This window comes from Vannielia sp., assembly GCF_029212645.1.
In the GTDB taxonomy this organism is placed as follows: domain Bacteria; phylum Pseudomonadota; class Alphaproteobacteria; order Rhodobacterales; family Rhodobacteraceae; genus Vannielia.
In genome coordinates this window covers 1-25788 of sequence record NZ_JARGND010000008.1, presented here as the reverse complement: position 1 = coordinate 25788, position 25788 = coordinate 1, and the positions used below count along the sequence as shown (strand labels likewise).

The window sequence follows — 25788 nt, the reverse complement described above, 5'->3', positions numbered from 1 at the left end:
GTCCGGATGGTTTTTGTTTTGTGACAGTGGTTTGCGAGGTTGACTGCTTCGGCGGGAGTTCCTTAGCTGGGGTGTGAATTTGGCTCATCTGCACTCACACAACCTGGAGATCGCCCCAATGCGCACCCCGACAAAAGCAGATCTGGACGCCCATGAGCGTCTGAAAGCGGAACTCAGGATGCGGGGAACCTCACTGGCGCAGATCTCGCGCGATCTTGGGGTCAGCGACTCCGCGCTGACATTGGTCGGTAAGCGGATGTGCCGATCTCAGCGCATTGAAAAAGCACTGGCTTTGGCCGTGGGCACATCGCCGGAGGATTTGTTTCCCGACTTCCAAGAGGAAGGAGCAATCATGACCTAGAAAAGCAAAAGGCCTCGGAGTTACAGCTCCAGAGGCCCTTTAGGTGTATCAAGTTGAAGCCCGATACACCTCATTCATGACCCAACTTTCGGCTCCGGTCAAGCGTGCAGTGGATTCTGTGGGCAGGGGCCTCTTGTCTCAATGAAAGAGGAACCCGTTGCACCGAGAGGCATGCCTTCGGTGCAGGGCAAAAAAGCCAATGTATGATGATGATTTCGGGGGACCTTATGTCCCGCCGGAGCGAACCCGCGCGACGCGGATGTTTCCGGCACGATCGCGGGCGAGCGGACGCGGGTTCGTGATCGCACAACTACGTGCCAGTGCGGCCTGGCGGCAGCTCATCTTTGAAAGCGACCTTGAGCGAAAGTGCCTCTTGGTGCTGCTGTCGCAGATCGCCGTCGTCAATATCTGGGATCAGCCGCCGCAGATCACCTATCGAAACGAGGGAGGGAAACCCACGTTTCATACCTTCGATTTTCTAGTCACGTTGGAAGATGGGAAAAGGATAGCGATCGCCGTCAAACCAGATGGGTTGGTCGAGCGAAATGGGTTCGACCGAGAGTTCGCGTTGATCAAGACGCAGACCCCCAAGCAGTTCGCGGACGATGCGCTACTTGTCACGGACAGTAGCTTCTCTGCGGCGGAAGTGCGCAATGCAGAATTGCTTCACATGTTCCGGCAGGGCGAGGATGCAGAAGCAGACGCGGCAGTTCAGCAAATACTTCGAGGCATGAACTGTGAAACGTCACTCGGGCAGGTCGTGGCCGCGGCCGGCCTGCAGGGGCGGGCCTTCCGTTCAGGCTTCAAGGCGATCTTCGATGGGATCGTCCTGACGGACCTTTCACTTCCGGTGACTGAAGCCAGCATGCTGTCGATGCCGGAGGCCCGGTGATGGCAGTAAGACTTCGCGTCAGCAAATCGGATGCAGTGATCGCAGGTGGCACAGTACATGTCGTCAGCGCCGTCTCGGATAGCACGTTGGAGCTGCGTCCCTTGGACGGCAGCTCGGAACTCCTCTGTTTCAGCCACGCTGATGTCAAACGCATGATTGATGAGAGCAAGGCGTCCGTTGAATACGGGTATTTTTCTAATGCCATGCTGCTCGTCGAGCCTTGGCTGGCAGCGCGCTCGTCAGCCGGATGAGCGCCGCCGAGAAGGCTCAGATTTTCCGCAAGCAGCTTTACGTTGAGTGCTTTCTCGACGCGGAAGCAGATGGTGAAGTAAGCCGTTCCAACGACCCCTGCGTCGCATTTCTCCCTGAGTTGGGCAAGCGCGTCGAGGCTAAGATTCTGGAGCAGATACGCCTTGGCCAGGATGGGTCAGAGCTTGGAAAGCTCCTCGCCATGAAGCATCCGGGCCGGACAGCCCTTATGGCCTGGGTGCGGGAGTGGCAGAAAACACATGATCCCATGTGTTTCGTAAAAAGAAGCCGATTCAACGGCGCCAACGCCAAGCGGGTCTCGTCTCAAGTCGAGAATATCCTGCAGACGGCGATCAAGACATTTTTACACCCAAACCGAGTCTACGTTCCTCGCGTCGCGGATGAGGCAAAACGGGAAATTCGCGAGTTGAACAAGTCGCTCGCGCTGAATGATCAGCTTCCAGAGCGTGAGGTGTCCAAGAGAACCGTTTACCGTCGCATAGCGGAGTTGCACCAGTTCGAAACCTGTGCAGCGCGTGAGGGGGTCGCAAAAGCAAAGAACAAGTTCGGGCCCTATGGTCAGGGGCTCGAAATCGAAGCTCCGATGCAGCGAATCGAAATGGACGAGTGGCAGATCGATCTCCTCACGTTCTTGGAAGACGCGGGTATCGATGTGAGCGATCCTAAGTTTGACGAACTTCGAACCGGGCGCTTCTGGATGTGCGTAGCTATCGATGCTGCAACACGTGTGATCCTGGCAATCAAGGTCGCAAAGGCGCCCAATGTCGAGACGGCATTGGCAACCCTGTGGTTGGCCATGCGAAACAAGAGCGAGATTTCAAGACAGCTCGGGTGCAAGAAGGCCTGGAGTCAGCACGGTCACATCTTCAACGTGGTCGTGGATAACGGGTCTTCCTTCGTCAACCCAGACTTCAAAGCCACCCTATCGGACCTCGGGATCGGATATGAAGTCCTGCCAGCAGGCGTGCCGAAGTTGCGGTCGCGCATCGAGCGCGTCTTCCGAACTTTGGGCACGATGCTCATGCCTTTTCTGACGGGTCGAACGTTTGGCAACCCGCAAGAGCGCGGCGACTATCCAGCTGATCAGTATGTGGTACATACTGCTGACAGCATTGTGGAACTCATGGTCCGCTTCGTCGTCGACGCTTACCATCACCGCCCGCATCGCGGTTTAGAGTATGCTACGCCCGCAGATACTTGGGACCGGTTGATAGGGCTTTACGGATATAGCCCTGCCAAATCAGCCCATGTCCTGCGCCATTTCCTTGGTATTCCTCTGAAACGTCAGCTTGGTCGGCACGGCGTACTGGTCTGCGGCATTGCCTACACCAGTCGCAATCTTGCAGCCTTTTTCCAGCGTCGCGGTGCGCAACAGATCGATCTACGCATAGACCCTGAGGATATGGGATGTCTGTCTGCCTGGTTTGACGATGCATGGCATACGATTCCTGCAGGCCTACAGAATGCGCGCGGTGTCTCTCTTTCTGTGTGGGAAGCGACTATCCGGGATCTGCGCCGATCAAAAAAGGCCGCGGCACGCCTCCATATCGAGATCGTCGATGCGGCACTCGAGCGTATTAAACAGATCGACGATCACCAACGCGCATGGCGTCAGATCGGCCCTCTGACCGTTTGCGCGAAAGATATTCGACGGGCGGAGCACGAGAGCTTCTTCGGCCTGAGTTTCGGCGCTGTTCCAGACGAAGTGGTCGAGGTGCATCCGTCCATAGGAACGGCAAGCCTCACAGGCACTATTTCCGACATTACAGCGTCCAAGGCACCAGCCAGCGAGGGTGCGCCTTACGTCAGCGATGCCTCAACCCAAACCCCTCTTACTGTCGACCCCCAACCTGAATGGAGATTCAGCGATGAAGATGAACAAGAATAACCCTGAAGTCCGCCAGATCATTCAAGACATACGGTCCGCCTATGTCCCGACGCTGGCCTACGAACGTCTTGATACTTATTTTGACCAACTACTCGAACAACGGCGCGCAGATCTCGAAGAGGGCATAGTCTCCGACCTCAGGGGCATCGTCCTCGTTGGGCGCTCAGGGGCCGGTAAAACAACGGCGGTCCTGGAGCTAAGGCGTCGCTACCACAATCGATTGGTGTGTGATGATCCAGATGGGATCAACGAGATGGTTGGGTTCAAAGTGCCTTCGCCGGCCACGATGAAGTTTGTTGCGACGGCGGCCCTCCATGCGGCAGGGTACCCGCTCGTTCGCGATCGGTCAGCGGCTGTTATCTGGGGCCTCGTAAAGCAGCAGTTCAAGTTGCGGAAAACTCTCTTCATGCACATGGATGAGGCGCAGGATTTGGCCCAGCACCAAACCGACAAGGAGCGGCAGGTAATCGTCAACACGCTTAAATCCCTGATGGAGAACAGTCAGTGGCCGGTCGGCCTGTTACTCACCGGAATGCCCGGCCTCAAAACGATCATCAATCAGGATGACCAGCTGGCTCGCCGTGTGTATCCGATCGAAATTGAGCGCCTTTCGCCGTACGCGGGGCAGGATCAGGTCTTAGGCCTCGTAGCGCGCTACTGTGACAGGGCAAAGGTGCAGTGCGATGAAGATGTGAGAACAACTGAATTCGCGTCGCGGCTGATGCACGCGGCAGACTACGAATTTGGACTTTTGGCGCAGCTCACCGTCGAAGCGCTGACGCGCGCGCTTCGCGCTGACGGCTTGGGAGCAGAGCTTTCCAAGCGCCATTTCGCGGAGGTCTACTTCATGCGGACTGCGGCCATGCCGGGACTCAACCCGTTTCTTGCTGAGGATTTCATCCGGATTAACCCGAGGCAGTGCTTTGGCGACGGGGGCGAAGATGCGTGACGTTGAAATGTACGAACGACAACTCGGGTTGACCGTTACGCCCTTTGCGGGTGAGACCCCTGCAAGCATCGTTTCGCGGATCGCGGCGAGAAACGCGATCTCTCCCCGGAACCTATGCTCGGATTTGGGGCTGAGATGGCCGTTCCTCCGCTCGGTATATCCAGACCAGTTGTCCGGGCTTGCCGATGTTGCTGGGCTCGATCGAGCGAATTTGACACGATGGAACCCTGAAAAAATCGGGATCGGACGCTACCGAGTCGGGCAAGCCCGCAGCAGTACCGGCGTCTTTCGACGCACTGCAACACGGGTATGTCCGGCATGTATCGAAGAGGCGCTAGAAGGGGAGGGGCGTCATGGTGCACACCAGCTTCTGGAATGGAGCGTCATGTGTTTGCACGGCTGCGAGCATCACAAGGCGCCTCTTGTTGAGCTCCCTCGTGCTGCAACTTCGCACGAAACCTACGACGTCGTCGCCCAGATCTCCCGGTACAGCGACGTTGTGAAAAAGGCTGCAGATGCGAGCCCGATATATGCTCCTACCGTATTCGAGGCTTACGTGAGGAGGAGGATCAACCATGGTCCGCAGGCGGATTGGCTAGGCGAGCTGGAGCTCAGTCAACTGCACGGCGCTTGCTTGAGCCTTGGTGGCGCTATCTGCGGATCATCCCTTCCAAGTCCTGCGAATGTCGATCCGGATCTTGAACGTGAGCTCTGCGTCGAGGGGCTACGCTTCTCTCCGATGGGCCGGACGGGCTGACGGCTTGCATGGAAGGGCTGAAATCCAGATCCGGCGCTCGGCGTTCTTATTTCTCGACAGATCTGGGGGCATTTTATGTCTGGCTAAGAGCCGCGCATGGTGAAGCGGAGGTCCAGTCCATCGTCGATAGCATCCATGCGTTTGCAGTCCGGAACTACACGATGAAACCTAAGAAACGCGTGTTGGGCAGGCCGGTGCCAGCCGTTAAACGCATGTCGTTTGAAACCGCACGTGAACAGTCGGGACTCAGTGTGGGGTTTCTTAAACGACTGATCCGTCACGTCGATAATCTCTCTGAGGCACCGTCCGCAGCGCTGACGGAAACAACGCCTGAGCAGCTATCCAGAGCGATCGAATTCTGGAACGGGTTGCGAAATCTCAAATCCACGGCAATAGCGTTGAATGTGCACCCGACGCAGGTGAAGGGGCTGATTGAAAAAGGGATATTGCGCTCGATCCGGTTTGGAACCGCGCTGCGCTATGTCCTCGCTGAGGATGTGGACCGGCTTTTGGCAGAAGCGGCTACCTTGCCTGAACTGCCCGATGCCGGGGCCTTCCTTCCGCTTCGCGACCATTGCCGACATCAGCGCATCGGACTGGTTCGTCTGATCACTCTCTGGCAGGAGGGCAAGGTCGGCGGTTTTGTCCGGGGGGCAGACGCGATAGGACTTCAGGCGATCCATGTGCCGCAAGATGTGGACGTTGGTGCGCGCGATACGCCGAACGCCACGCGAGACCTCACGCCGCTAGAAGCCGCAGCCTACCTGAAAATTGGGGTCGGCGCCATCCGGGCGCTTCGAGATGCGGGCTACCTTGGTCACGCGAAACGCCTCAACGCAGATACCAATCATCTTCATTCTCTGATAACCCAATCCAGCATTCTGGAATTTGAGACGCGTTTCCTCACGCTTGGACAGCTTGCCATGTCGGCGCGGGTTGCTCCGATACATTTGGCACGGCGGCTGGATAGGGAAGGGGTTCCGACAGTCACCTGCCGTGGCCGACACGTTCGCGCCTAAGAGCGATCGCAAGTTGCGGAGTATGAGGTTGTCGCAAGGAGCATCAGTAATGGATGATGAAGTCGAGCGCTTGAAGTCCCTGCTGTCGCGGATGGCCGAGGTGGATGTGTCTTCTGATGTGTACAATGACCACCTAAGGACGGTGTTGCTTCGCGAACTCGACCGTTTGAAGGCTAACGAAGACCTGCGCAATCGTGTGCGTTCGCTTCAGGAGCAGGTTGAACGCATGGGGTCACGAGATCCAGATTTCGATATGAAACGCTTCTTGGATGAAGGTTGGGAGTAGTGGCGAGAGGCCGTTTCGGTGTTCTCTACATACGCCCGAATGGCGAGGAAAACGGATCTCTCGGTCGGGCACAGCGGTAGATATGTAACCTCGGCCCAAAAATGCGGTCCATGAAGTGAACAGTCGTTGACCGCTCCCAGCCCGTCCACCGCCTTCGAGCTTCGGACCAGGCGCTGGCACAAAAGCGGCGGAAAGCAGAAGTTCGCCGCGCCTGCGAGCTGTAAGTCCGTTTCCGATAAAGCGGCCGTCGAGGCCCCGGCGAGTATCTGTTTAATTTGGTACCATAAGCTAAATTGCCGCTGTACTAAGTTAACTCAGGGTACTATTTTTTCAAGTGTATCTGGAGATCCGATAATGCCCTTCAAGGAAGTCACTCACTGCGTGCAACGCTTCGAAATGCTCGAAGAGAGAGCTGGAATAGAAATCGGTGGTTTGATGGTGACCGTTGATGATGAGCCGGATTCGGAAGGCGAGTATAAGGTCAGCGTTATGGCTGAAATCACCGCAGCGGGCGGAAGTTCCATTTCGGCTGATGTCGAGATCAATATCAATTGCTACAATGCAAACCGCCAGCTTTGCGGATCCGTTTCGGCTTATTTGGAGGCAGATAACTTTTTTGGCATCGAAACTCTTTCCGAGACGGTCTACGCGAAAGCTTTTCCGGTTGAGCTGAAGATAATCCCGAAAATCACTTAGTCGGAAACCTACGCGGCCTGTAGTCGTAGGTCGAACATTCCCAGACCCATTGCCGATCGAGCTGGAGACTGTTTGCGGGGTCGCGTATGACCGCAAGTTCGACGCAGTCATTCAGCTCGCGCTGCAGCGCGACAAGGTAACGGTTACCTTTTTCACGTGCCACGGCCTCTTCATTCGAGGTCATGATGAACGGCTCGCCCGCGCGATTGATGGTCTTGACCTCTATGAAATAATCGCCTTCTTGATTTTTAGCCAGCAGATCATAGCCAAGGTTCTGCCGACTGCAATCCTCGACTTCGTACCCTTGGCTTCGGAATATTTCGGCGACTACGTTCTCGCCCTTTCGCCAGCGCGAAACCGAGATCGTGTTCTCGCGCCGTGCTTCGCTCTGCCAGGCCGGATGGAAAAGAACGTCGTCGACTTGGGCAAAAACTAACGGGTCGGACTGGAACTCCGCCGCTGGGCGCGCGCGGTTCTCCGACCGGATAGCCTCTCGCAAAGACACGGCATGCCCGTCCTCACTTGCGGCGAACCCCTTTAGGGACAAGAGTTTATCTGCCTGAGGCGCACCGAGGCTTTGCAGCTTGCGTGCGTGGTCGATGACGTCTTTACGACCTTGTTCAGATAGTCGGACCGGGTCAAGAACCTCGATCAGGCGGTTATCGTCCGCGGGCTTTGCCCCAAGCATCTTCATCGTCTGGTGGAGGGCCTCGTCCTCCTCGTCGGTGATCTGTTTCGGCAGCACCTCGAGTCCCGCCGCTTCGGCAGTCTTCCGGAAATCAGTTGCATTCAGCCAGGTCGGACGCAGAGCCACTTGGTCGAAGCATCCGTCGGCACGTGCTCGCAACGCCTTGATGAGTTCGGTGCCAAAGCATGGTTTCATAAAGGCGATGGCAGCGGCGTCTACGTTCAACGCAAGACAGGACATTAGATCCTTATGGGCATCGCCAGTGAGGCCTCGTTGCATCATTTCGAGCGCCTTCGCCGCCGCCTCGTCGATGAGACGCAGCGTCCTGTCGTCGAGCACGATCCGCGTGCGCGACGGATCAGTGCTGAAATCGCCGTTGACCCGGATGCCGAGACCCGTGATCTCAGTCGACGGCAGGAAGGCATGAACCAGTGCTTCCTCATTGCGTAACGGCACGCATTGCCTGCCAGATTTGGAGAAAGCGAATTCGACGCCACTCCCCGGGTAGACTTCCCACTGGCGGGTTTCACCCTGAGTGTCGATCTCGAGTGTATGTACCCCGTTCCGGGTCAAGCGTCGGCAGCGAAATGAACGTTTCTGACCAAGTATGTCCAGCGTCACGTCCTCGATATTGCGCAGGAATAGAAGACAATCATCACCAATGGATTGCAGATCGCCGAGAGCACGCTGCATGTCGATCCTCTCGAAAACAAAGATCGTCTGCATGCCATCAAGGGCGATATCCAGCGATTTGACCACGTCAGCCGGAGTTGCGTGGTGCGGAATCCGAATCAACGGAACTTTTTCGCGATCCAGCCCGGTTAGCCGCGACGTACGGTCCCGATCAAAGATTACCGCTATGGCGCCGCTGCGGATCTGAACCCGCTCGGACAGGGCGGCGACCGATTTGAACCCGATTCCTCGATAGCCGATCGTTTGACCGCGAGTCTTGGTTGACGATCCGGATCGGCAAATACTGCGGAGGTCGGCCTCGGTGAATAAACGACCATCGTTGGCGCAAACAATACCGTCCTCCAGAAGCCTAACGTGAAACCGTTTTGCCCCGGCATCGTCGGCGTTCTGGAGCAACTCGACGAAAGAGCGATTTGAATAGGTTTCGGAAATATAACCTTCCAACTGAGCGACATCGGCAAGCAGTTGCGGCGATGCGATGGCCTCGTCGAATAATTCTGTCTGGATCGTATCGATTGCGATATCAGCCATGGATCTGCCCTTTCCTGCCACCGAAACAAACGCTTTTGCCCAAATGTGACAGCGCCGTGTGGCGAAACTTCCGGCAAACCCACCGTGCTGTCAATCATAGGCTTTCGGAGAGGCATATTGGGGGGGTAATCCCCCCATTTTTGCGGGGGCTTGGTCGTAGAATTTACGCGGCCATTCTCAGTTTCTGGGCGGGGGGCATCCCGCCGTTGCCCGTGTTGGGGCGTTCATGGTTGTAAGACCAGAGCCACTCAGTGGCAATCTGCTGCACCTCGTCGATGGTTTCGAAGATGTTGATGTTCCCGGTGAGAAAGCCATTGCCTGCAAATGTGGAAAGTCTCAATTGCCTTGGAAAACTTAAACGTTGCACGGCATGCTCAATGGGCAGGTCGTATCGTTCTAAATTCATGGCGGGAAGCATGCGTAAATGGGCTGCTGCATACTTTGGTCTGATGCCAACGCGTTGTTGCAGTTTGTGAAAGCTTCAAGCCTCGATATTCTCACACACCTCAAGATATCGGCAAAATGCATTGATCAACTGCATTTGGTGCGGTGTCTGACAGTCAGCCTCAAAAACCTGAGGCGACGCGACCAAAATGGCCAAACACTGAGCCCGAGAAATCGCCACGTTGAAGCGATTACCGCTGTAAAGAAATTCCATGCCTCTTGGCGCCTCCGCATGACTTGAAGTTGTCATCGAATAGATCGCAATTGGTGCTTCCTGACCTTGGAATTTATCAACGGTTCCAACACGTGCAGTCGGCAGACACTTCTGAATTTCAATCACTTGCGCGTTGTATGGCGCAATGATCAGAATATCCTCAAGTGTGACCGGCTTGGTCACCCCATCCCGATCCGTCCATGCTGCGCCTTGGTTTAAAATATCTTCCACCAAGGATTTGACTATGTCGGCCTCTTCAATGGACGAGCTGGTGTTGCCGCTATGTGCTACCGGTAAGAAGCGCATTCCAGCACCCGATGCAGCGCTCTCCGTTTCAACGAGTTGCTGCTCGCACCCTTCAACTGCATGCAGTTTGCTTTCGTAGAAAAGTTCGGAATTAAACGCGCAAATCTCTGGGTGTAGGCGATAGGTCGTTCCAAGGAAAAGGCCTTGGCTCGGCTCGATTGTTTGACGACCCCCAAGCAAGTGATCCAGTGCTGAAACGCCTGTTCCATCTGGATGCGTCCCTTGCGTTGGCTGTTCGAGTTGCTGTGGATCACCTAGCATGATCACAGTTTGTGCCGCTTGGGAAACGGCCAAAACATTAGCAAGAGACATCTGACCAGCTTCATCAACAACAAGCACATCAACGGCTTCAAAAGCATCTTCTCTTGCCCAGAAGAAGTGGGTTGCACCAGCGACCTGGGCTTCACCGTTAGCAAGCTTGCCTAAAACATCATCATTGATTTTTGCGAAGATGAGGTTCGGTCCGTCGGCCTCCTGATTACCCTGCTCGGGCTTTTGAATGCAGGTCAGATCGACGCCCATTGTTGGCGCAGCTTCAATCACTTTATCAATCAGGTTGCGGATCACTTTGTGGCTGTTTGCCGTTATCCTAACCTTCTTACCTTGCCGCACAAGCTCGCAGACCATCTGAGCGCCAGTGAAAGATTTTCCTGTCCCTGGAGGTCCCTGAATGGGTAGCACACCGCCATTCATTTCCCTTGCGACACGCAATGCCGCATCAAGGGTTCCTTCACCATCTGCTTGGAAGGGTTGGCCACCAATATCCATCGGTGCGCGAAGCAATAATTCGCGCGCGCTTTTATAAAGGCCATCACCTTCGATGCCGTTTTCGGCGACGTATTCACCCAGGCGAAACAGCGAGGCCGCTTGTTCCTTAGGATCGATGAACTTGTGCGCGAAAACGGCTTCGGGATGAACAGCGGCAGTCGCTTTTGACTTCTTGATATCGACTGTTTGATTTTCTGACGATACAGCCACAGCTGTACCAACTTTATCGCCACCAACATTATGCAGGCCTTCGCCGCCTCTGACGTCTGTATCCTGCGCGTCAAATTTATAGCGATGTGTGGGAATTCCGGTTTTGGATGTCTCAACAACATCGATCAATTGCAGGCGACCAATGCCCGCCTTTTCTTCCAGAAGTTCGATACCGCTCAATGCTTGAAGTCGGAATTTTTCCCACCACACAGCTTTGTTTTCACGGCGATGCCAATCAAGAACATAAGCCAATATCCAGCGCGCTTGTTGTTCTGATGAGCGCTCTTCAGGATCAACGGGGATGTCATTGGTAAGCTGTTCAATCAGAGCCAGAACGCGCTGTTGCTGTTCGCTAAGCTCTTCGCTTGGGCCATCTTGCCCAGGCTCAGGACGCGGGATTTCTGTGCCCTCTGCCACTCTTGTTACTCTTAAGTCTTCGAGCCAATCACGCAGGCTCTTCGTCGCAAAGCAATCATCAGCATTGTAAGCCGCGACGACCGCCTTTGTGTCCACTTCAATGGATGGAATGTCGTCGAGCTCTAAGCCTGCGGTCACTCTCGTCAGTGCCATGTTGGCATCTCGCAATGAAACCTTGCGTTCATATCCACAGAATGGCTCAAGTTTCTTAAGTGAATAGCTTTCAACGCTGGCACGAATAGCGTGTTTTGTGACTGTCAAAATATCGACCAGAACCTTGCCTCGGAGAAGATTATCCACTTCATCTTCACGCGTTGCGTAGCGTCCCATTAGACGTTTCAGAGCCCCGGCTTCATAGCCGCCAAAGTGATAGATGTGCATGTCTGGGTGATCCGCGCGCCGCGCTGTCACAAAATCAACAAAGCGTTCAAAGCAAGCTTTCTCGCTCACGCGATCAAATGCCCAATCTTGTTCGTATTGCTCAGCACCGGCATCATCAAAGTAGCTGTAGCCGAGCAGATATTCTAACCCTTGCTCGCCAACAAACTGATCACTTTCAATGTCAAAGAAGACGTCTCCAGTCGAGGGTTTGGGCAGTGCAGCAAACCCGAATTCGGAAACTACATCCAAAAACTCAAACTTCCGCTCACCTGTCTCTCGCGCAAACACCTGGATTGCAGCTTGCGCACGCACTCTCTCAAATGATGCCGGTGCACCTCGTTGAGGTTGGAAAGGCACTGGGCTTGGCATGTCTGCCAACGTCTTTGCCGTACCGAAGCCATTGGCTTGGAGCTCGGAGATTTGGTTTTTTGATATGCCCGCCACCAAGCAGAGATGATCATCGGCACGTCGCCTGTTGTCACACTGCTGTTCCCATCGACACACATCGCAGTGACTTTTTGGGTCAGGATATTCGATTTGGTCTTCTGGCAACTCCAGAGCATTTTCTGCAGCCGCCTTCACACGCCTGAAATGCGCAGCATAGTCCGCAAACCGAAACTCCTGCGGCTGATAGTCAGACCACGGCGCGACGACAAAAACCTTTTCAGGCGGACGCCCCTGCGCATTGGCGAGAAGATCAGCATAAAGGCAAAGCTGAAGGACTGTGCGGCCTTTTGTTTCTCGTGCCAGTTTGGTGTCGATGATCTCATAGGAAAAATCCCCCACATCACTCGGGCCCTCCACTCGCCGTAGAACATCCGCTCGGCCACTCCATCGTCCATGTCGGAGTGCCGCTTGAATAATAATTTCTGAACCATTGCGCATGGCTTCGAGGGTCGCATCAACAGTAGAGTCAGTGATATCAACGCCTTCGATTTTGGTCAGTTGATGACCCGCATCTCGAAGATGTTGAATATATGCGTCTTCATGCCTTTGGCCTCTTTCACGGAGGATCTCGAGCAGAGGATCGTAGTTCTCAGGCCTCTTTATCGCACCCGTCGCAACCTGCACATCAAGTGCTGTTAGGTGGCCGCAATTGAGATGACCAACAAGGTCTGTGGCGCTGAGTTGTATGGTGTCATTAATTATCTTCATAAAAAGCGCCATATCAAATTGGATTGATCTACGTTGCCATTCAACCAATTGTTCATGCAAGCCTTTTGCTCTACCTGATGTCGCCCATCATGGATAAAAAGAGAAATAATAGCGTAATTAGTTTCTCCCGTTGATTTTTCTGCGCAACTATCGGGGAGGGCTGTCGTAAACCACGCTAGTAGTCTCGGCCTGTACACACGGCCTCTCCACAGACTGTAAGTTCGACTTGCATCAATTTTCGCGGTTGCAGCGGATGTCGGGAATGCGGGTTGCGACCGCAACATCTCGCTTCTCTGGCCAATGTCCGCAACGGGCCGGTCGTGTCGTTCCGCAGAATGGGCGGAGAGTTGCCGTTCGCTGCAAGGGCGAACGCAACCCTGTCCACGTCCAAAGCGGACATTTATCCAAGCCAAAACGACCGAGGGCGAAACAATTGGCATTGAAAATGAAATTCAAAGTCCAATGCAGCTTCGATTAAGTATGTAACGTTTTGGGAGTGCGACAATTTACCCAAGAGGCTCTTGTTTACCTCAGAATACCATGACGAAATTTAGCCTCCCATCATACTGACGAGTACTTGTTTATTTCATCGAAATAGAGCCTTTCGCTATCATCCTTGAAAGAGGATTTACTTTCTGTCAGCGCCGATAGTTTTTGAAAAATGTGTGAATAAACAATCTTATGAACCTCATTCTGAAGATTAACTCCGTCAGGAGCGTCCATCTCAACATCTTCTTCCAGAAATCGGTTAAGAAGATGTAACAACTCGCCTTTGTCAATTTCGTCTATTTTTCGCCATTCACTTGAGGAGTTCGCCAAAAAATATCCGCATCCCCCATCAATCCTTAAGATCTTCATAAGCCGCGCTCCGCTCCTCATAGGTCATAACTCCAGCCTCCAAGTTCCCAAGGAGTACGTCTCTCGTCGGAATTTCCAATCCGTCCATGGACACCAACCTTTTAATTGTTGGTGAGCCGGAAAAAATTCGCCATTTAATCTCCGAATTTGAAACCTCTTTTTGCGTGTAAAGAATGAAATCTGGCCGAATTGAAACGCCGACTGTGTTATTGTGAGTGACAACAACCACCGGCATCCTTCTCGATATCTCCTTGATTATTTCATTCACTTCCTCCTTCAGGAAGTGGTTATCAAAGGACGATTCTGGTTCATCGATGAGAAGTACGTCTGCAGAGCTTGCGCCTTGGATCCTGTCAAGTAAGAAAAACTCCGATCGCTCTCCTCCTGATGCTTCCATTCCATCCTTATTGAGGATTTTGTATTCGACCTTAGTCAGATACTTGCTAAAATCGGAAGCTTCGACTGGAGCTCCAATTTTCCGGAGCTCTTGAAGGTATTCATACGGCTTGTCATACTTTTAAAACGCGGCGCTGAAGGCTCTACTCGATCTTGATAGGTTTTTTAGCTCTCCGCTCCCCTTGAATGGTCCTACTTGTGCAACAATTTCGAAACTTCCCTTCTTCTTCCGAAGTGCAGTCTTGGGTTTCCGCGCAGCCTTTACCAGGGTTTCAAACCTTTCAACTGCCCTTGTGTTCTTTGCAATCTGGAGGAGATCGACGTCGGCCACACTGGGTGCTGATGACTTTCGTTGAAGTTTTTCTTTGATGTCATGAACTGCAGTGTTCACCCAATCCTTTTTGACGTTTAACTCCTGATGATCGCAGTAAATTCTCATGAGCTCCACGTACAAAGCTTTGAGCGCATCCAGATCTACATGCTTATCAATAACAACTCTATACTCCACATTGCTCACAAGCTGTTTAGTTGACGAAATGAGGCTTTGTAGACCTTTTAAGTCTTTCCGTAAAAACGGCTCTTCATTGTATATATTGGCCTTTGAAAAAGCATCATGCCGACTCGTCTCGCGTGCATAATTGAGCAACGATGAAATGTATTGCTCCATAGTGAGCATATCTGCTTGAAGGTCGATATCAAGCATGTGCGTTACAGCATCCTGCAGGTCAGCCAGATAATCTCGCGCAAACAGACTGGTTTTCTCACTCAGGAAATCTTTGAAATTCTTCTCGTCCTCCGCCTCATTTCGTGAGACTAAGTCAAACTGGCGGATGTACCTTGTGTTTTCCGCACCGAACCAATCACAGATCTTTTGAAGGGTATGAGATTTTCCGGACGATCGATCGCCTAATATTACATTGAGTCCAGTTGAGAGCTTTTGCCCATCGGGGAAAATCTGAAAATGGCTACTTCCTCCCTCCCTGGAGATAGATACTTTGTCCCTATCTTTCAAAACGTGCCGCAGAGTACCGAATGATAAGTCTTCACAATCGACATACGTATGTTTGGTTGGCAGGATAGTCAGGTCATCACTTACCCGACAGTCACTAAAAAAAACTGGCGTGAGCATCTCGGGGTCATTGCGGCACGCGATAAATTTCTTAGGGCTGCTGACTTCACCGCAGTGGATGTGCCCCTCAAATTTTTCCAGGGACTCAACGCTAATTTTTGGCTCTTTCAAATAGTGAGGTATAAGGATGTACTTTCGGAGATCTCCGAAAATTTCATTGAAACCTGCATACTCTAGAGGTACCCCACTCGCTTGCCACCTTCGTTCAACCTCCTCACATCTTTGAGAAAAATCATCCAAATCTCGACCGTCCGCCAAGACGAGCATGTGACACTTTTCAACATCAATCTCAATTCCTGGAAGAACGAGTATTTCCAAGGCGGATTTGATTTCTTCGAATTGATTCCTGGCAAAAAGGTTGTGATTTGTTACAGCTATGCAGCTCAGATCGGCTTCACTCACATATTTTTGCAGAACTTCCTTGCTAAACGAAAAATCCCGATCTTGGCCGCTGGATTTCGTGTGAATGTGTAAATCAATCTTTTTCATAAATCGTAACTCTTGTACAAAGATGCGTCTTGCCCAAAGGACAAGCCAACTTGGGCTGGCTGGAACTATTTTCACGCATTCGCCCAAGCCGCGCTCAATGGGTCGTCAATCTTATTCTGCACCGCGAACGGCAGGTCGGCAACCATATGTTGTGTATTCAATGTTGAAACAGACTGCCGGTCGTCATTCTCTTGGTAAGAGTTAACCGCTATATTCCTGGCAACCTTAGGACCTCTCAAACATCGCAATGGGCCGTTCTGGCCATTGCATGGTTTTGGCAATGTCAGACAGGCCAAAGCGCTTCTGCCTCTTTGGCTGGCTTCTTGAAGTCGTTCAGGTTTCGTTTGACGCTGTCGCCAACACAGGCGTCGTGGACGCTTTTTCTTTTCTTGGCACCCCAAGTCGCCGCGTGCGCTGCGAAGTGGCTCTTCTCGCTATGCCTTTCCCAAGTGACGACCTTAACCTGCTGGCCGCTTGGTAGTATTTTGAGCTGTCGGTTGAAGGTCAGAAGCGTGTCTGACCGACGCTCCTTTGCATCAAGGTAGTGATAGTGATACCCCCAGTGTCCGTGGATTTCCCTTTTAAGAAATTCCTTTAGGCCAGGGATAGTCAGGAAGAGGGCGAAAACGTTTTTGGGTAGGTCGGGAGCAACGGCGACACGTTGCACAGGCTCAAGGTTTCCCCGCAGGAAGGGTATGAGTGGCCCGCACATTTCTTCTGCTCCCAATGACCAGCTATCATCATGAACGGCTGGGAAGTTTTTTTGCCCTGCCCACAAGTCAAGATTATCCTGCTCCATAGTGCTTTGCACTTCGCCGACCAGATCGTCGATTTCGCGGAGAAGTCCGCTAAACTCTTCTTCGAGGTTTTCTCGGGTGGAAACCTCGCGCCCCGCGAAACGGAGTTCTCGCAGTCTTTCGCGCTTCGAGACGATACTGCAAATGCATTCCCTGACTTTGTCTTGTCCGACAAAGTCCATCAATCGGACTTCTTGCTCAGGACTAAAGTTATTCTCGCTCAAATATCATTGCCCAAGTCTGGTTGCGGAATGTGTTTATTACTAATGAAGAGCTTCTATTCGTTTCGCTCCCAATGCGTCCAGCACCTTTTTGGCGAACAGAATGAGCAAAGCCACGAAAGTTCTATCGGCGGCTTGGTCGGTACTGCCAACTTCAACCGTCCGAAAATGCTGCGCTGTGGACGAAGGGCTGGTCTGGTGAGGCTGCACCGCAGCAAAGGCGTCTTTGATGAACGGCAGGAGTGGGCCGGAAGCGTTAGAAGACGTGATCGCAGACCGCTCGGGAACCACGCTCGCTTCCCTGTAAATAGCGAACCTTCTCACGCCGTGCTGCCGAAGGTCCGGTTGGGTCGGAAATGCTTGGCATTTGGGTCGGAATTGCTTGGCATGGCCCACTGACAAGATTCAGAAAATTTGCCGCCAAGAGTCGGAAATGCGCGGCATTCGACAACTTTTGTTAGATTCCAAGCTAAATCGACTTTTGTGTCACTTAGCTGACCCAGTCGGCAGAACTTCAAGAAAACAGAGTAGCGTTGCTCAGTTGAGCGGCTGATCGTAAGATCAAGCCAATTCAACCTTTGTCTGATCTTGGAAGCTTCGGTTTCCTAAAAGCCTACCTGCTATTCCTGGAACGAACTTTTTATTGTTGCCGCTAACGGTCCCGCATGGCGCGTTTAAACCGGCATCCTCCCTGCTGTCGCGACTTGCGCCCACGAACTGCGCCAACTCCTTGCAGAGATTCTGCGGCGACACTCCGTTTTCGGTCAATCCGCTCTTTCGTGGTGAAAAGGCCACCATAGAGTAATTTGCCCAGCTTGCGGGGTGCGATGAAGCTGCATTGGCGCGGGTGCCCCTCAGTCATCTCGGCAGGGGCCATTTTCGTCTGCGGGAGCAATTCGCGTCTCTAGAGAGCTTTCATCGCACTCGCATCCGTGTCTGTCCGGAGTGCCTTCGGAACGAGAAGCTGTCAGCGGAGGAGTCTTGGCGTGTTCCGCGCTGCCTTCAGTGGAAATTCTCGCCTATAAGGGGTTGCCCGGAACATGGCTGCATGCTCGTGAGTTTTCCGGCCGCGAAATTTTCCAAGGACGCCAGGGATTTTGCAGCTCTGCTTCGGAGGCATCGCGACTAGATCTTGGATCAGCCGGTCGTTCATCTGCCTGACCTACGACCACCTTAGGCTCTGGCCTCATTTAGTTAGGCCTGAAGGTTAAACGGCTTCTCAGGTGACGGGCGCAGCCCCCCGGTCGCGTACGCTCTCCATGCTGACGAAGGTGGAGGTGGAGGCAATATGAGGCAACTGCGAGATGCTCTCAGACAGCACGCGCCGATAGTCCGAAATGTCCCGCGTGCGAACCTTCACCAAGTAGTCAAACCCACCCGCGATCATATGGCACTCTTCCACCTCCGGAATGTTGCGGATGGCGGCGTTAAAGGCTTGCAACGCAGCTTCACGGGTATCGGTGAGCCGCACCTCCATAAAGGCAACATGATCAAGGCCCAGCTTGGCGGCCGAAAAATGCGCAGTGTAACCGGTGATGACACCAAGGGTCTCAAGCCGTTTCACCCGCGCCGTCACCGGGGTTTTTGAAAGTCCAACGCGCCGCCCCAGATCTACCATGGAAACCCGCCCATCCGTTGCCAGTGTGGCAAGAATCGCGTGATCTATACGGTCAAGTTCCATCAAGTGATTACGCCCATAATTGGTGCCTATCTTGGGATTAACGCCTAGCACGAACGCAAGCACAGGAGAAAGGCCTAAGGCACCCGGGGTAATCTGACAAAAGGGCAGGCAGGAGCGCGCCAAATGATCAACCTTGATCCAAAATGGGATGCCGGAAAGCGGCGCGATGAGGCAGAACTGCTGGCTGCGTTGCAGGCCGAGGCAGCGCTTACGGGCGATGACCGGTCACAAATCGTGGCGACAGCTGCCGACCTCGTGCGCCGTATCCGCACCGAGGCCCGGCCAAGCTTGATGGATGTGTTCCTGGGTGAATACGGCCTTTCTACAGAAGAGGGCGTTGCGCTGATGTGCCTTGCCGAGGCGCTGCTGCGAGTGCCTGACGCCACCACGATGGACGCACTGATCGAGGACAAAATCGCCCCCTCCAACTGGTCCGCCCACCTTGGCCATTCCGCCTCTCCCCTCGTGAATGCCTCTACTTGGGGCCTTTTGCTCACCGGCAAGGTCCTGGCGCCAGAAGCCACCGGCGTCGCGGGCACGCTCAAAAGGCTGGTGCGGCGGCTGGGCGAGCCAGTGATCCGCACCGCCGTCAGCCGCTCGATGCGCGAGATGGGTCGCCAGTTTGTGCTTGGCCAAACTATTCAGGAGGCCATGGAGCGGGCCGCAAGGAACAAGGAAACCGAGGGCTTCACCTATAGCTACGATATGCTTGGTGAGGCCGCGATGACAGCGCCAGATGCCGCGCGCTACGCCGCCAGCTACGAGGCCGCCATCGGTGCAATTGCCAGCGGATGCAACAGCGCCGATGTGGCCGAAAACCCCGGCATTTCGGTAAAGTTATCAGCCCTTCACCCGCGCTATGAAGTCGCCAAGACCGAGCGTGTCATGGCCGAGCTGGTGCCTGTGCTCTCCCGGTTATGCCGCCGCGCCGCAGAGGCCGGAATGGGGCTCAACGTTGACGCCGAAGAGGCGGATCGCCTGGGCCTCTCGCTCGCCGTAATGGAGGCCGCGCTCGATGATCCCTCTCTCGCCGGGTGGGATGGCTTTGGCGTGGTTGTGCAGGCCTACGGACGGCGCGCGGGCGAGGTGATTGACGGCATTCAAACTCTGGCCAAACGTCGCGGCCAACGCATCATGCTGCGGCTCGTGAAGGGCGCTTACTGGGACAGTGAAATCAAGCGCGCCCAAGTCGAAGGGCTGGTTGATTTTCCGGTGTTCACCCGCAAACCCGCCAGCGATGTCAGCTACATCGCGCTGGCCCGCCGATTGCTTGCAATGACCGATTGGATCTATCCGCAATTTGCCACTCATAATGCCCACACCGTCGCCGCCGTTCTGCACATGGCGAAATCCGTCCCGTGCGGTGCTTATGAGTTCCAGCGCCTGCACGGCATGGGCGAGGCGCTGCACGATATGATCAAGGCGGCCCACGGCACCCGCTGCCGCATCTACGCGCCCGTTGGCGCTCACCGCGATTTGCTGGCGTACCTAGTGCGCCGGCTGCTTGAAAACGGCGCAAACTCGTCTTTCGTCAATCAGATCGTCGATGAGTCCGTGCCCCCAGAAGTGGTCGCCGCTTGCCCATTTGCAGCGCTGGAATCCGCAGGGCCTTCACAATTACGCACTGGGCCAAAGCTCTATGCGGGGCGTAAAAATTCCCAAGGCTTTGATTTGCAGGATGTCACTATGCTGCGGCGCATCGCTGAGGCGCGGGTGCCGCCTGAGCAATGGCGCGTCGGCCCAGTGCTCGCTGGGGTGGTCACGGGCTCAACGGTGGAAAAAGTGCACAACCCTGCGACCGGAGCGCTGATCGGGGAAGTCGCCGCATCCAGCGCCGCCGATGTCAAAACCGCGCTTGAAGCCGCGCGTCCATGGTCAGCCCCGGTGGGCGATCGCGCCAACACGCTGCGCCGCGCTGCTGATCGTTACGAGGCTGACTACGGGCGTCTCTTCGCGCTGCTCGCCACCGAGGCCGGAAAAACGCTCGCCGATGCCGTGGCCGAACTGCGCGAGGCCGTTGATTTCCTGCGTTACTACGCCGACGAAGCCGAGCGGACAGCGCTCGAACCACGCGGCATCTTCACCTGTATCTCGCCGTGGAACTTTCCTTTGGCAATCTTCACCGGGCAAATCGCGGCAGCCTCGGCGGCGGGCAATGGGGTGCTGGCCAAACCGGCTGAGACAACCCCGGCCATTGCCGATTGGGCGGTGCGCCACCTGCTCGCTGCCGGGGTGCCTGCCACAGCACTTCAGCTTCTGCCGGGCGAGGGGGGCCAGATCGGCGCTGCCCTCACCGGCGACCCCAAGGTGAACGGCGTCGCCTTCACCGGGTCCACCGCCACCGCGCGGACGATCCAGGCCGAGATGGCCCAACACCTCGCGCCCGGTACGCCGCTCATCGCCGAAACCGGCGGGCTGAATGCGATGATCGTCGACAGCACGGCGCTGCCCGAACAGGCGGTGCGCGACATCGTGGCCTCCGCCTTCCAATCGGCAGGGCAACGCTGCTCTGCTCTGCGTTGCCTTTATGTGCAGGAAGACGTGGCCGATGGGGTGATCCGCATGCTCAAGGGCGCAATGGACGAGCTGGCCTTGGGCGACCCATGGCAAATCGCCACCGATGTTGGCCCGGTCATCACGGCCCAGGCGCAAAGCGGGATAAGCGCCCATGTGGCCACCGCTGCGGCCGAGGGGCGTGTGCTGCATCAGGTCGCGGCCCCCAGGGAAGGGTATTTCGTGCCGCCCGTCCTGATCAAGATCGCGGGGATCGCTGACCTGGAGCAAGAGGTTTTTGGCCCTGTGCTGCATGTTGCAACCTTCAAAGCCGAGGCGCTCGGTGAGGTAATTGCCGCCGTAAACGCAACCGGCTACGGGCTCACTTTTGGCCTTCACAGCCGCATTGATGACCGGGTGCAGCGCATCGCTGAAGAGGTGGAAGCAGGCAATATTTACGCCAATCGCAACCAGATCGGCGCGATCGTCGGCTCGCAACCCTTTGGCGGCGAAGGCCTTTCCGGCACCGGCCCAAAAGCAGGCGGCCCGCACTATATCACCCGTTTCTCCAAGCCCCGGGCGGGCTCCCCAGCGAGCGCCACCCAATCGGTTGACGAAGCCGCCGTGCGCATGGCCCTCACCCAAGCCAAACCGCCCGTCGTTACTTCTCGCATCGATCTGCCCGGCCCAACCGGCGAGCTCAATCGCCTCACCACACTCAGCCGCCCGCCGCTGCTCTGCCTCGGACCCGATGTTGCTGCCCAGATGCAGGCCGTCACCGCACTTGGCGGGCAGGCCATCGCGGCAGGCGCGCTTGCTCCCGAGGCGCTGGAACACCTGCCACCCTTCGGCGCAGCGCTCTGGTGGGGTGGCGATGATGAAGGGCGCGCCTATGCCCGCGCCTTGGCTCGCCGCGATGGGCCAATCCTGCCGCTCGTCACCACCATGCCCGACGCCGCGCATGTGCTGCACGAGCGCCACCTCTGCGTTGACGTAACCGCAGCGGGCGGCAACACCAGCCTGCTGGCGGGAACCGACTCCTGAAGTCATCCGCCCAAACGCGCCCGCCCGGCAAAACCCGCTTGGCGGTTCGGCGGGGGGCGGCTATCACAGGTCTCCAACATCCCTGAGGAGGCCCCCTTGAGCACCAGCGCCCGCATCGCCCGCACCATCGCCACCGACATCGCCGCCAGCCCCGCGCAGGTGACAGCCGCAGTGGACCTGTTGGACGGTGGCGCGACCGTGCCCTTCGTGGCTCGCTACCGCAAGGAAGTGACCGGCGGCCTTGATGACACCCAGCTTCGCACCCTTTCTGACAGGCTGTCATACCTGCGCGAACTGGAATCGCGGCGCGAGGCGATCCTCAATTCGATCCGCGATCAAGACAAGCTGACCCCGGAGCTTGAAAAGGCGATCACCACCGCCGAAACCAAGGCCACCCTCGAAGACATTTACCTGCCCTACAAACCAAAGCGGCGCACCAAGGCGATGATCGCCCGCGAAAACGGGCTGGAGCCGCTGCTAAAAGCCATCCTCGCCAATCGCAATGCCGACCCCGAGGCGATGGCAACGGAGTATCTGGGCGAGGCCGTGCCCACGGTGAAAGACGCGCTAAACGGCGCGCGTGATATTCTGGCCGAGGGTCTGGCCGAAAGTGCCGGGCTGATCGGGCGGCTGCGCGAGTTCATGCAGCGCGAGGCTTTGATCACCGCCAAGGTCATCGAGGGCAAAGAGCAGGCCGGGGCCAAGTTTTCCGACTATTTTGACCACTCCGAGAAGTGGTCCGCCATCCCGGCGCACCGGGCGCTGGCGCTCTTGCGGGCGCAAAAGGAAGAGATCGTTTCGCTCAATATCGCCCCCGAGCCAGAGGAGGGCGCAGCGCGGGCCGCCGCGATGGTTGCGGCTGAAATAGGCAATCTGCGCGAAGGCAAGGGCGACGCTTGGCTCAAAGCCGCAGCCGCATGGACGTGGCGGATCAAGCTGTCTCTCACCATGTACCTCGATCTCATGGGTGAGCTGCGCCGCCGTTCCCACGAAGAGGCGATCACGGTTTTTGCTCGTAACCTCAAGGATTTGCTCCTCGCCGCTCCGGCAGGCAACCGCCCCACATTGGGCCTTGATCCGGGCATCCGCACCGGGGTGAAGGCTGCCGTCATCGACGCCACCGGCAAGCTGCTTGATACCGCCACGATCTACCCGTTCCAGCCCCGGAATGATCTGCGCGGCTCCGAGGCCAAACTGATAGAGTTGATCACCCGCCACGGGGTTGATCTTGTGGCCATCGGCAATGGCACCGCCAGCCGTGAGACCGAGCGCTTGGTGGGCGATGTGCTGAAGCACCTGCCAGCCACGGCAAAGCGCCCCACCAAGGTTGTTGTCTCCGAGGCCGGGGCCTCGGTCTATTCGGCCTCAGAACTGGCGGCCAAGGAATTTCCGGGGCTTGATGTGTCTTTGCGCGGTGCCATCTCCATCGCGCGGCGGCTGCAAGACCCGCTCGCCGAACTGGTGAAGATCGAACCGCAAAGCATTGGTGTCGGGCAATACCAGCACGATGTTGACCAGCGCCGCCTTGCCACCACGCTTGAAGCTGTGGTCGAAGACGCGGTGAACGCTGTCGGCGTCGATCTCAACACCGCCTCCGCCCCGCTGCTGGCTCATGTCGCCGGCCTTGGCCCCTCCCTCGCGCAATCCATCGTTGAACACCGCGATTCCAATGGTGCGTTCGACAGCCGCGCCGCGATCAAAAAGGTCTCCGGGCTGGGGCCAGTGGCCTTTGAGCAATGCGCGGGTTTCCTGCGCATCCGCGATGGCAAAGAGCCGCTTGATGCTTCATCTGTTCATCCCGAGGCTTACGGCGTGGCCCGCCAGATCGTCGCCGCCTGCGGGCGCGACATTCGCGCGCTCATGGGCGATGGGGCCGCCCTGAAGGGGGTGCGTGCCGAGCAGTTCGTCACCGAGTCCTTCGGCCTGCCCACCGTGCGTGACATCCTTGCCGAGCTTGAAAAACCCGCCCGTGATCCGCGCCCTTCCTTTGTGACGGCCAGCTTTGCCGATGGGGTTGAGGAAATAACCGATCTGCGCCCCGGAATGATGCTGGAGGGCACGGTTACCAACGTCGCCGCCTTTGGCGCTTTCGTTGATATCGGCGTGCACCAGGACGGCTTGGTGCACATCAGCCAAATCGCCGACCGCTTCGTGAAAGACCCGCATGACATTGTGAAAGCGGGCGATGTGGTGAAGGTGCGGGTGATGGAAATTGATGTGCCCCGCAAGCGCATTGGCCTTTCCATGAAGAAAGACGGCAGCGCCGAATCCCGCGATGCCGGACAACGCAAGGCACAGGGCGAGCGCCCCAAATCGCACTCTCGCGGCGGTGGCCCCAAGGGCGGAGCCAAAACGCAGCCACAAAAGGCGGACTCAGGGAACAATGCGCTCGGCGCCGCCCTTGCCGCCGCCATGCGCGACAAGGGCTAGGGGCGTCAGGCGTCAGCTTTCATCAGTTTCCGAGGATTTTGCCCAGAGGTTGATGTGCTCGTCGGTTGCGTAGCGGTCGATCGCGGCCAGTTCATCAGCCGTAAACTCCAGGTTGTTGATCGCTCCCGCGCAGTCCACCACTTGGCTTGGCTTTGAGGCCCCCATCAGTGCCGACGTAATCCCACCGCCGCGCAGCACCCAGGCAATGGCCATCTGCGCCAGCGTCTGGCCCCGAGCGTCTGCGATTTCCGCCAGCTTACGTATGTTCGCGATCACCCGATCCGAGAGCATATCATCGCGCAAGGATTTGCCTTGTGTCGCGCGGCTGCCCTCGGGAATACCCTTAAGGTACTTGTTCGTCAGCAGACCCTGCGCCAGCGGCGTGAAAACGATGGAGCCAATGCCCAGCTCTTGCAGCGTGTCCTTCAAACCATCGGTTTCAACCCAGCGGTTGAACATGTTGTAACTCGGCTGGTGGATCAGGCAGGGCGTGCCAAGCTCCTTGAGGATCGCCGCCGCCTCGCGGGTTCGCTGAGAATTATAGGACGAAATCCCAACATAATGCGCCCGCCCGGAGCGCACGATATGGTCCAGCGCGCCCATGGTTTCCTCAAGCGGCGTGTCAGGGTCAAACCGGTGGGAATAGAAGATATCAACGTAATCCAGCCCAAGCCGTTTCAGCGAAGCATCGCAGGAACTTATCAGGTATTTGCGGCTGCCCATCTCGCCATAAGGGCCGGGCCACATGCGGTAGCCAGCCTTGGAGGATATCACCAGTTCATCGCGGTACGCGGCAAAATCGGTCCGCAAAATCTCACCAAAGGCCTGCTCGGCCGCACCGGGGCGCGGCCCGTAGTTATTGGCCAGATCAAAGTGGGTGATGCCGTGATCAAAGGCCGTTTTGCAGATGTCGCGCTTGATTTCATGCGGCGTGTCATCGCCAAAGTTGTGCCATAGCCCCAGCGAAACCGCCGGAAGTTTCAGGCCAGAGGCCCCGCAATGCCGGTAGGCCATGCGCTCGTAACGGTCTTCGGCTGCTGTGTAAGTCATGGATTTGGGCTCCCCCTATGCTTGCCGCCAATGGCTGCGCGCGGACGCGGTAACAGATGGCGGATCAGAATGTGGCGCAGCTTACCCTCGTGGTGGGTATTTTGAACAGCGGTGCGTCGATTTGGCCGTATATACCCATCGGCCATACGAAAAACCTGGTGCGCAACAGGAAACAAAGCTGCCGACGGGTCACGCGGGGAGGAGGAGTGCGTAACGGGTCGAGCAGCTTTGCCCTAGTTCCCCTGAGCGGGAATTTCGTGCGACGAGAAGGTCGC

At 56.1% G+C, this 25788-nt stretch carries 20 protein-coding genes and 2 pseudogenes; 14 read left to right on the top strand and 8 right to left on the bottom strand.

From position 1 onward, the window contains the following. The first annotated feature begins 118 nt into the window (after window positions 1–118). The 9 genes from P1U55_RS04215 to P1U55_RS04180 all read left to right on the top strand — a co-directional run bounded on the left by P1U55_RS04215 (window position 119) and on the right by P1U55_RS04180 (window position 7118). Window positions 119–361, top strand: a complete 243-nt coding sequence (locus P1U55_RS04215; RefSeq protein ID WP_301046257.1) for a helix-turn-helix domain-containing protein — start codon at window positions 119–121, stop codon at window positions 359–361. A 199-nt stretch (window positions 362–560) separates the two neighbouring features. Further along, window positions 561–1253: a TnsA endonuclease N-terminal domain-containing protein gene (locus tag P1U55_RS04210; RefSeq protein ID WP_301046256.1), complete on the top strand. Its 693-nt coding sequence runs from the start codon at window positions 561–563 to the stop codon at window positions 1251–1253. Then, window positions 1253–1504, top strand: a complete 252-nt coding sequence (locus tag P1U55_RS04205; RefSeq protein WP_301046255.1) for a hypothetical protein — start codon at window positions 1253–1255, stop codon at window positions 1502–1504. Before P1U55_RS04210 ends, P1U55_RS04205 begins: the two co-directional genes overlap by 1 nt. Next, on the top strand, window positions 1501–3411 hold the full coding sequence (locus P1U55_RS04200) for a DDE-type integrase/transposase/recombinase (protein ID WP_301046254.1): 1911 nt from the start codon (window positions 1501–1503) through the stop codon (window positions 3409–3411). The genes P1U55_RS04205 and P1U55_RS04200 overlap by 4 nt, the downstream gene beginning before the upstream one ends. Beyond that, the gene (locus P1U55_RS04195; protein WP_301046253.1) at window positions 3392–4360 is read left to right on the top strand and encodes an ATP-binding protein; all 969 of its coding nucleotides are present in this window, start codon (window positions 3392–3394) and stop codon (window positions 4358–4360) included. Before P1U55_RS04200 ends, P1U55_RS04195 begins: the two co-directional genes overlap by 20 nt. Continuing rightward, complete coding sequence (locus P1U55_RS15850) at window positions 4353–5117, top strand: TniQ family protein (RefSeq protein WP_366943014.1); 765 nt, start codon at window positions 4353–4355, stop codon at window positions 5115–5117. The genes P1U55_RS04195 and P1U55_RS15850 overlap by 8 nt, the downstream gene beginning before the upstream one ends. An 8-nt stretch (window positions 5118–5125) precedes the next feature. Then, on the top strand, window positions 5126–6136 hold the full coding sequence (locus tag P1U55_RS04190) for a hypothetical protein (protein ID WP_301046252.1): 1011 nt from the start codon (window positions 5126–5128) through the stop codon (window positions 6134–6136). A 49-nt stretch (window positions 6137–6185) separates the two neighbouring features. Beyond that, window positions 6186–6422: a hypothetical protein gene (locus P1U55_RS04185; RefSeq protein WP_301046251.1), complete on the top strand. Its 237-nt coding sequence runs from the start codon at window positions 6186–6188 to the stop codon at window positions 6420–6422. 354 nt (window positions 6423–6776) lie between these two features. Then, window positions 6777–7118, top strand: a complete 342-nt coding sequence (locus P1U55_RS04180; RefSeq protein ID WP_301046250.1) for a hypothetical protein — start codon at window positions 6777–6779, stop codon at window positions 7116–7118. Here P1U55_RS04180 and P1U55_RS04175 read toward each other — a convergent pair. The 6 genes and pseudogenes from P1U55_RS04175 to P1U55_RS04150 all read right to left on the bottom strand — a co-directional run bounded on the left by P1U55_RS04175 (window position 7111) and on the right by P1U55_RS04150 (window position 16776). Next, complete coding sequence (locus P1U55_RS04175; protein ID WP_301046249.1) at window positions 7111–9030, bottom strand: DUF3883 domain-containing protein; 1920 nt, start codon at window positions 9028–9030, stop codon at window positions 7111–7113. The two genes, P1U55_RS04180 and P1U55_RS04175, sit on opposite strands and share 8 nt — an antisense overlap. Window positions 9031–9193: 163 nt before the next feature. Beyond that, window positions 9194–9319, bottom strand: a pseudogene (locus P1U55_RS04170) (integrase core domain-containing protein); the annotation flags it as partial. 192 nt (window positions 9320–9511) lie between these two features. Continuing rightward, entirely contained in the window at window positions 9512–12925 is a 3414-nt protein-coding gene (locus P1U55_RS04165; protein WP_301046248.1) for a TM0106 family RecB-like putative nuclease, read from the bottom strand. 838 nt (window positions 12926–13763) lie between these two features. Then, window positions 13764–14180 carry a hypothetical protein gene (locus tag P1U55_RS04160; protein WP_301046247.1) on the bottom strand — a complete coding sequence of 139 codons (417 nt, stop codon included), beginning with the start codon at window positions 14178–14180 and terminating at the stop codon, window positions 13764–13766. 120 nt (window positions 14181–14300) lie between these two features. After that, the gene (locus P1U55_RS04155) at window positions 14301–15797 is read right to left on the bottom strand and encodes a hypothetical protein (RefSeq protein WP_301046246.1); all 1497 of its coding nucleotides are present in this window, start codon (window positions 15795–15797) and stop codon (window positions 14301–14303) included. 283 nt (window positions 15798–16080) lie between these two features. Continuing rightward, entirely contained in the window at window positions 16081–16776 is a 696-nt protein-coding gene (locus tag P1U55_RS04150; protein ID WP_301046245.1) for a hypothetical protein, read from the bottom strand. An 84-nt stretch (window positions 16777–16860) separates the two neighbouring features. On the opposite strand from P1U55_RS04150, the gene P1U55_RS04145 reads away from it, so the two are divergent. Beyond that, window positions 16861–17214: a hypothetical protein gene (locus P1U55_RS04145; protein ID WP_301046244.1), complete on the top strand. Its 354-nt coding sequence runs from the start codon at window positions 16861–16863 to the stop codon at window positions 17212–17214. 421 nt (window positions 17215–17635) lie between these two features. After that, window positions 17636–17944 (top strand): annotated as a pseudogene (locus tag P1U55_RS04140) (TniQ family protein); the annotation flags it as partial. A 90-nt stretch (window positions 17945–18034) separates the two neighbouring features. Here the strand turns inward: P1U55_RS04140 and P1U55_RS04135 are convergent. Then, entirely contained in the window at window positions 18035–18496 is a 462-nt protein-coding gene (locus P1U55_RS04135) for an Lrp/AsnC ligand binding domain-containing protein (RefSeq protein WP_301046243.1), read from the bottom strand. Between the two features lie 123 nt (window positions 18497–18619). On the opposite strand from P1U55_RS04135, the gene putA reads away from it, so the two are divergent. Beyond that, window positions 18620–22033, top strand: a complete 3414-nt coding sequence (gene putA, locus P1U55_RS04130) for a bifunctional proline dehydrogenase/L-glutamate gamma-semialdehyde dehydrogenase PutA (protein ID WP_301046242.1) — start codon at window positions 18620–18622, stop codon at window positions 22031–22033. Between the two features lie 96 nt (window positions 22034–22129). Continuing rightward, window positions 22130–24463 (top strand): Tex family protein, encoded by a 2334-nt coding sequence (locus P1U55_RS04125; protein WP_301046241.1) that lies wholly within the window; start codon window positions 22130–22132, stop codon window positions 24461–24463. A 12-nt stretch (window positions 24464–24475) separates the two neighbouring features. Here P1U55_RS04125 and mgrA read toward each other — a convergent pair whose 3' ends face one another. After that, complete coding sequence (mgrA, locus tag P1U55_RS04120; protein ID WP_301046240.1) at window positions 24476–25513, bottom strand: L-glyceraldehyde 3-phosphate reductase; 1038 nt, start codon at window positions 25511–25513, stop codon at window positions 24476–24478. 56 nt (window positions 25514–25569) lie between these two features. On the opposite strand from mgrA, the gene P1U55_RS04115 reads away from it, so the two are divergent. After that, window positions 25570–25788 (top strand): hypothetical protein (locus tag P1U55_RS04115; RefSeq protein WP_301046239.1); only part of this gene is annotated, 219 nt, incomplete at its 3' end.

Coding starts and splice junctions, on each gene's coding strand:
- P1U55_RS04175 (WP_301046249.1), bottom strand. CDS start 9,030: ATGGCTGATATCGCAATCGATACGATCCAGACAGAATTATTCGACGAG.
- P1U55_RS04185 (WP_301046251.1), top strand. CDS start 6,186: ATGGATGATGAAGTCGAGCGCTTGAAGTCCCTGCTGTCGCGGATGGCC.
- P1U55_RS04150 (WP_301046245.1), bottom strand. CDS start 16,776: ATGGACTTTGTCGGACAAGACAAAGTCAGGGAATGCATTTGCAGTATC.
- P1U55_RS04190 (WP_301046252.1), top strand. CDS start 5,126: ATGGAAGGGCTGAAATCCAGATCCGGCGCTCGGCGTTCTTATTTCTCG.
- putA (WP_301046242.1), top strand. CDS start 18,620: ATGATCAACCTTGATCCAAAATGGGATGCCGGAAAGCGGCGCGATGAG.
- P1U55_RS04205 (WP_301046255.1), top strand. CDS start 1,253: ATGGCAGTAAGACTTCGCGTCAGCAAATCGGATGCAGTGATCGCAGGT.
- P1U55_RS04180 (WP_301046250.1), top strand. CDS start 6,777: ATGCCCTTCAAGGAAGTCACTCACTGCGTGCAACGCTTCGAAATGCTC.
- P1U55_RS04200 (WP_301046254.1), top strand. CDS start 1,501: ATGAGCGCCGCCGAGAAGGCTCAGATTTTCCGCAAGCAGCTTTACGTT.
- P1U55_RS04210 (WP_301046256.1), top strand. CDS start 561: ATGTATGATGATGATTTCGGGGGACCTTATGTCCCGCCGGAGCGAACC.
- P1U55_RS04160 (WP_301046247.1), bottom strand. CDS start 14,180: ATGGAAGCATCAGGAGGAGAGCGATCGGAGTTTTTCTTACTTGACAGG.
- P1U55_RS15850 (WP_366943014.1), top strand. CDS start 4,353: ATGCGTGACGTTGAAATGTACGAACGACAACTCGGGTTGACCGTTACG.
- P1U55_RS04195 (WP_301046253.1), top strand. CDS start 3,392: ATGAAGATGAACAAGAATAACCCTGAAGTCCGCCAGATCATTCAAGAC.
- P1U55_RS04215 (WP_301046257.1), top strand. CDS start 119: ATGCGCACCCCGACAAAAGCAGATCTGGACGCCCATGAGCGTCTGAAA.
- P1U55_RS04145 (WP_301046244.1), top strand. CDS start 16,861: ATGAAGAGCTTCTATTCGTTTCGCTCCCAATGCGTCCAGCACCTTTTT.
- P1U55_RS04165 (WP_301046248.1), bottom strand. CDS start 12,925: ATGAAGATAATTAATGACACCATACAACTCAGCGCCACAGACCTTGTT.
- P1U55_RS04155 (WP_301046246.1), bottom strand. CDS start 15,797: ATGAAAAAGATTGATTTACACATTCACACGAAATCCAGCGGCCAAGAT.
- mgrA (WP_301046240.1), bottom strand. CDS start 25,513: ATGACTTACACAGCAGCCGAAGACCGTTACGAGCGCATGGCCTACCGG.
- P1U55_RS04135 (WP_301046243.1), bottom strand. CDS start 18,496: ATGGAACTTGACCGTATAGATCACGCGATTCTTGCCACACTGGCAACG.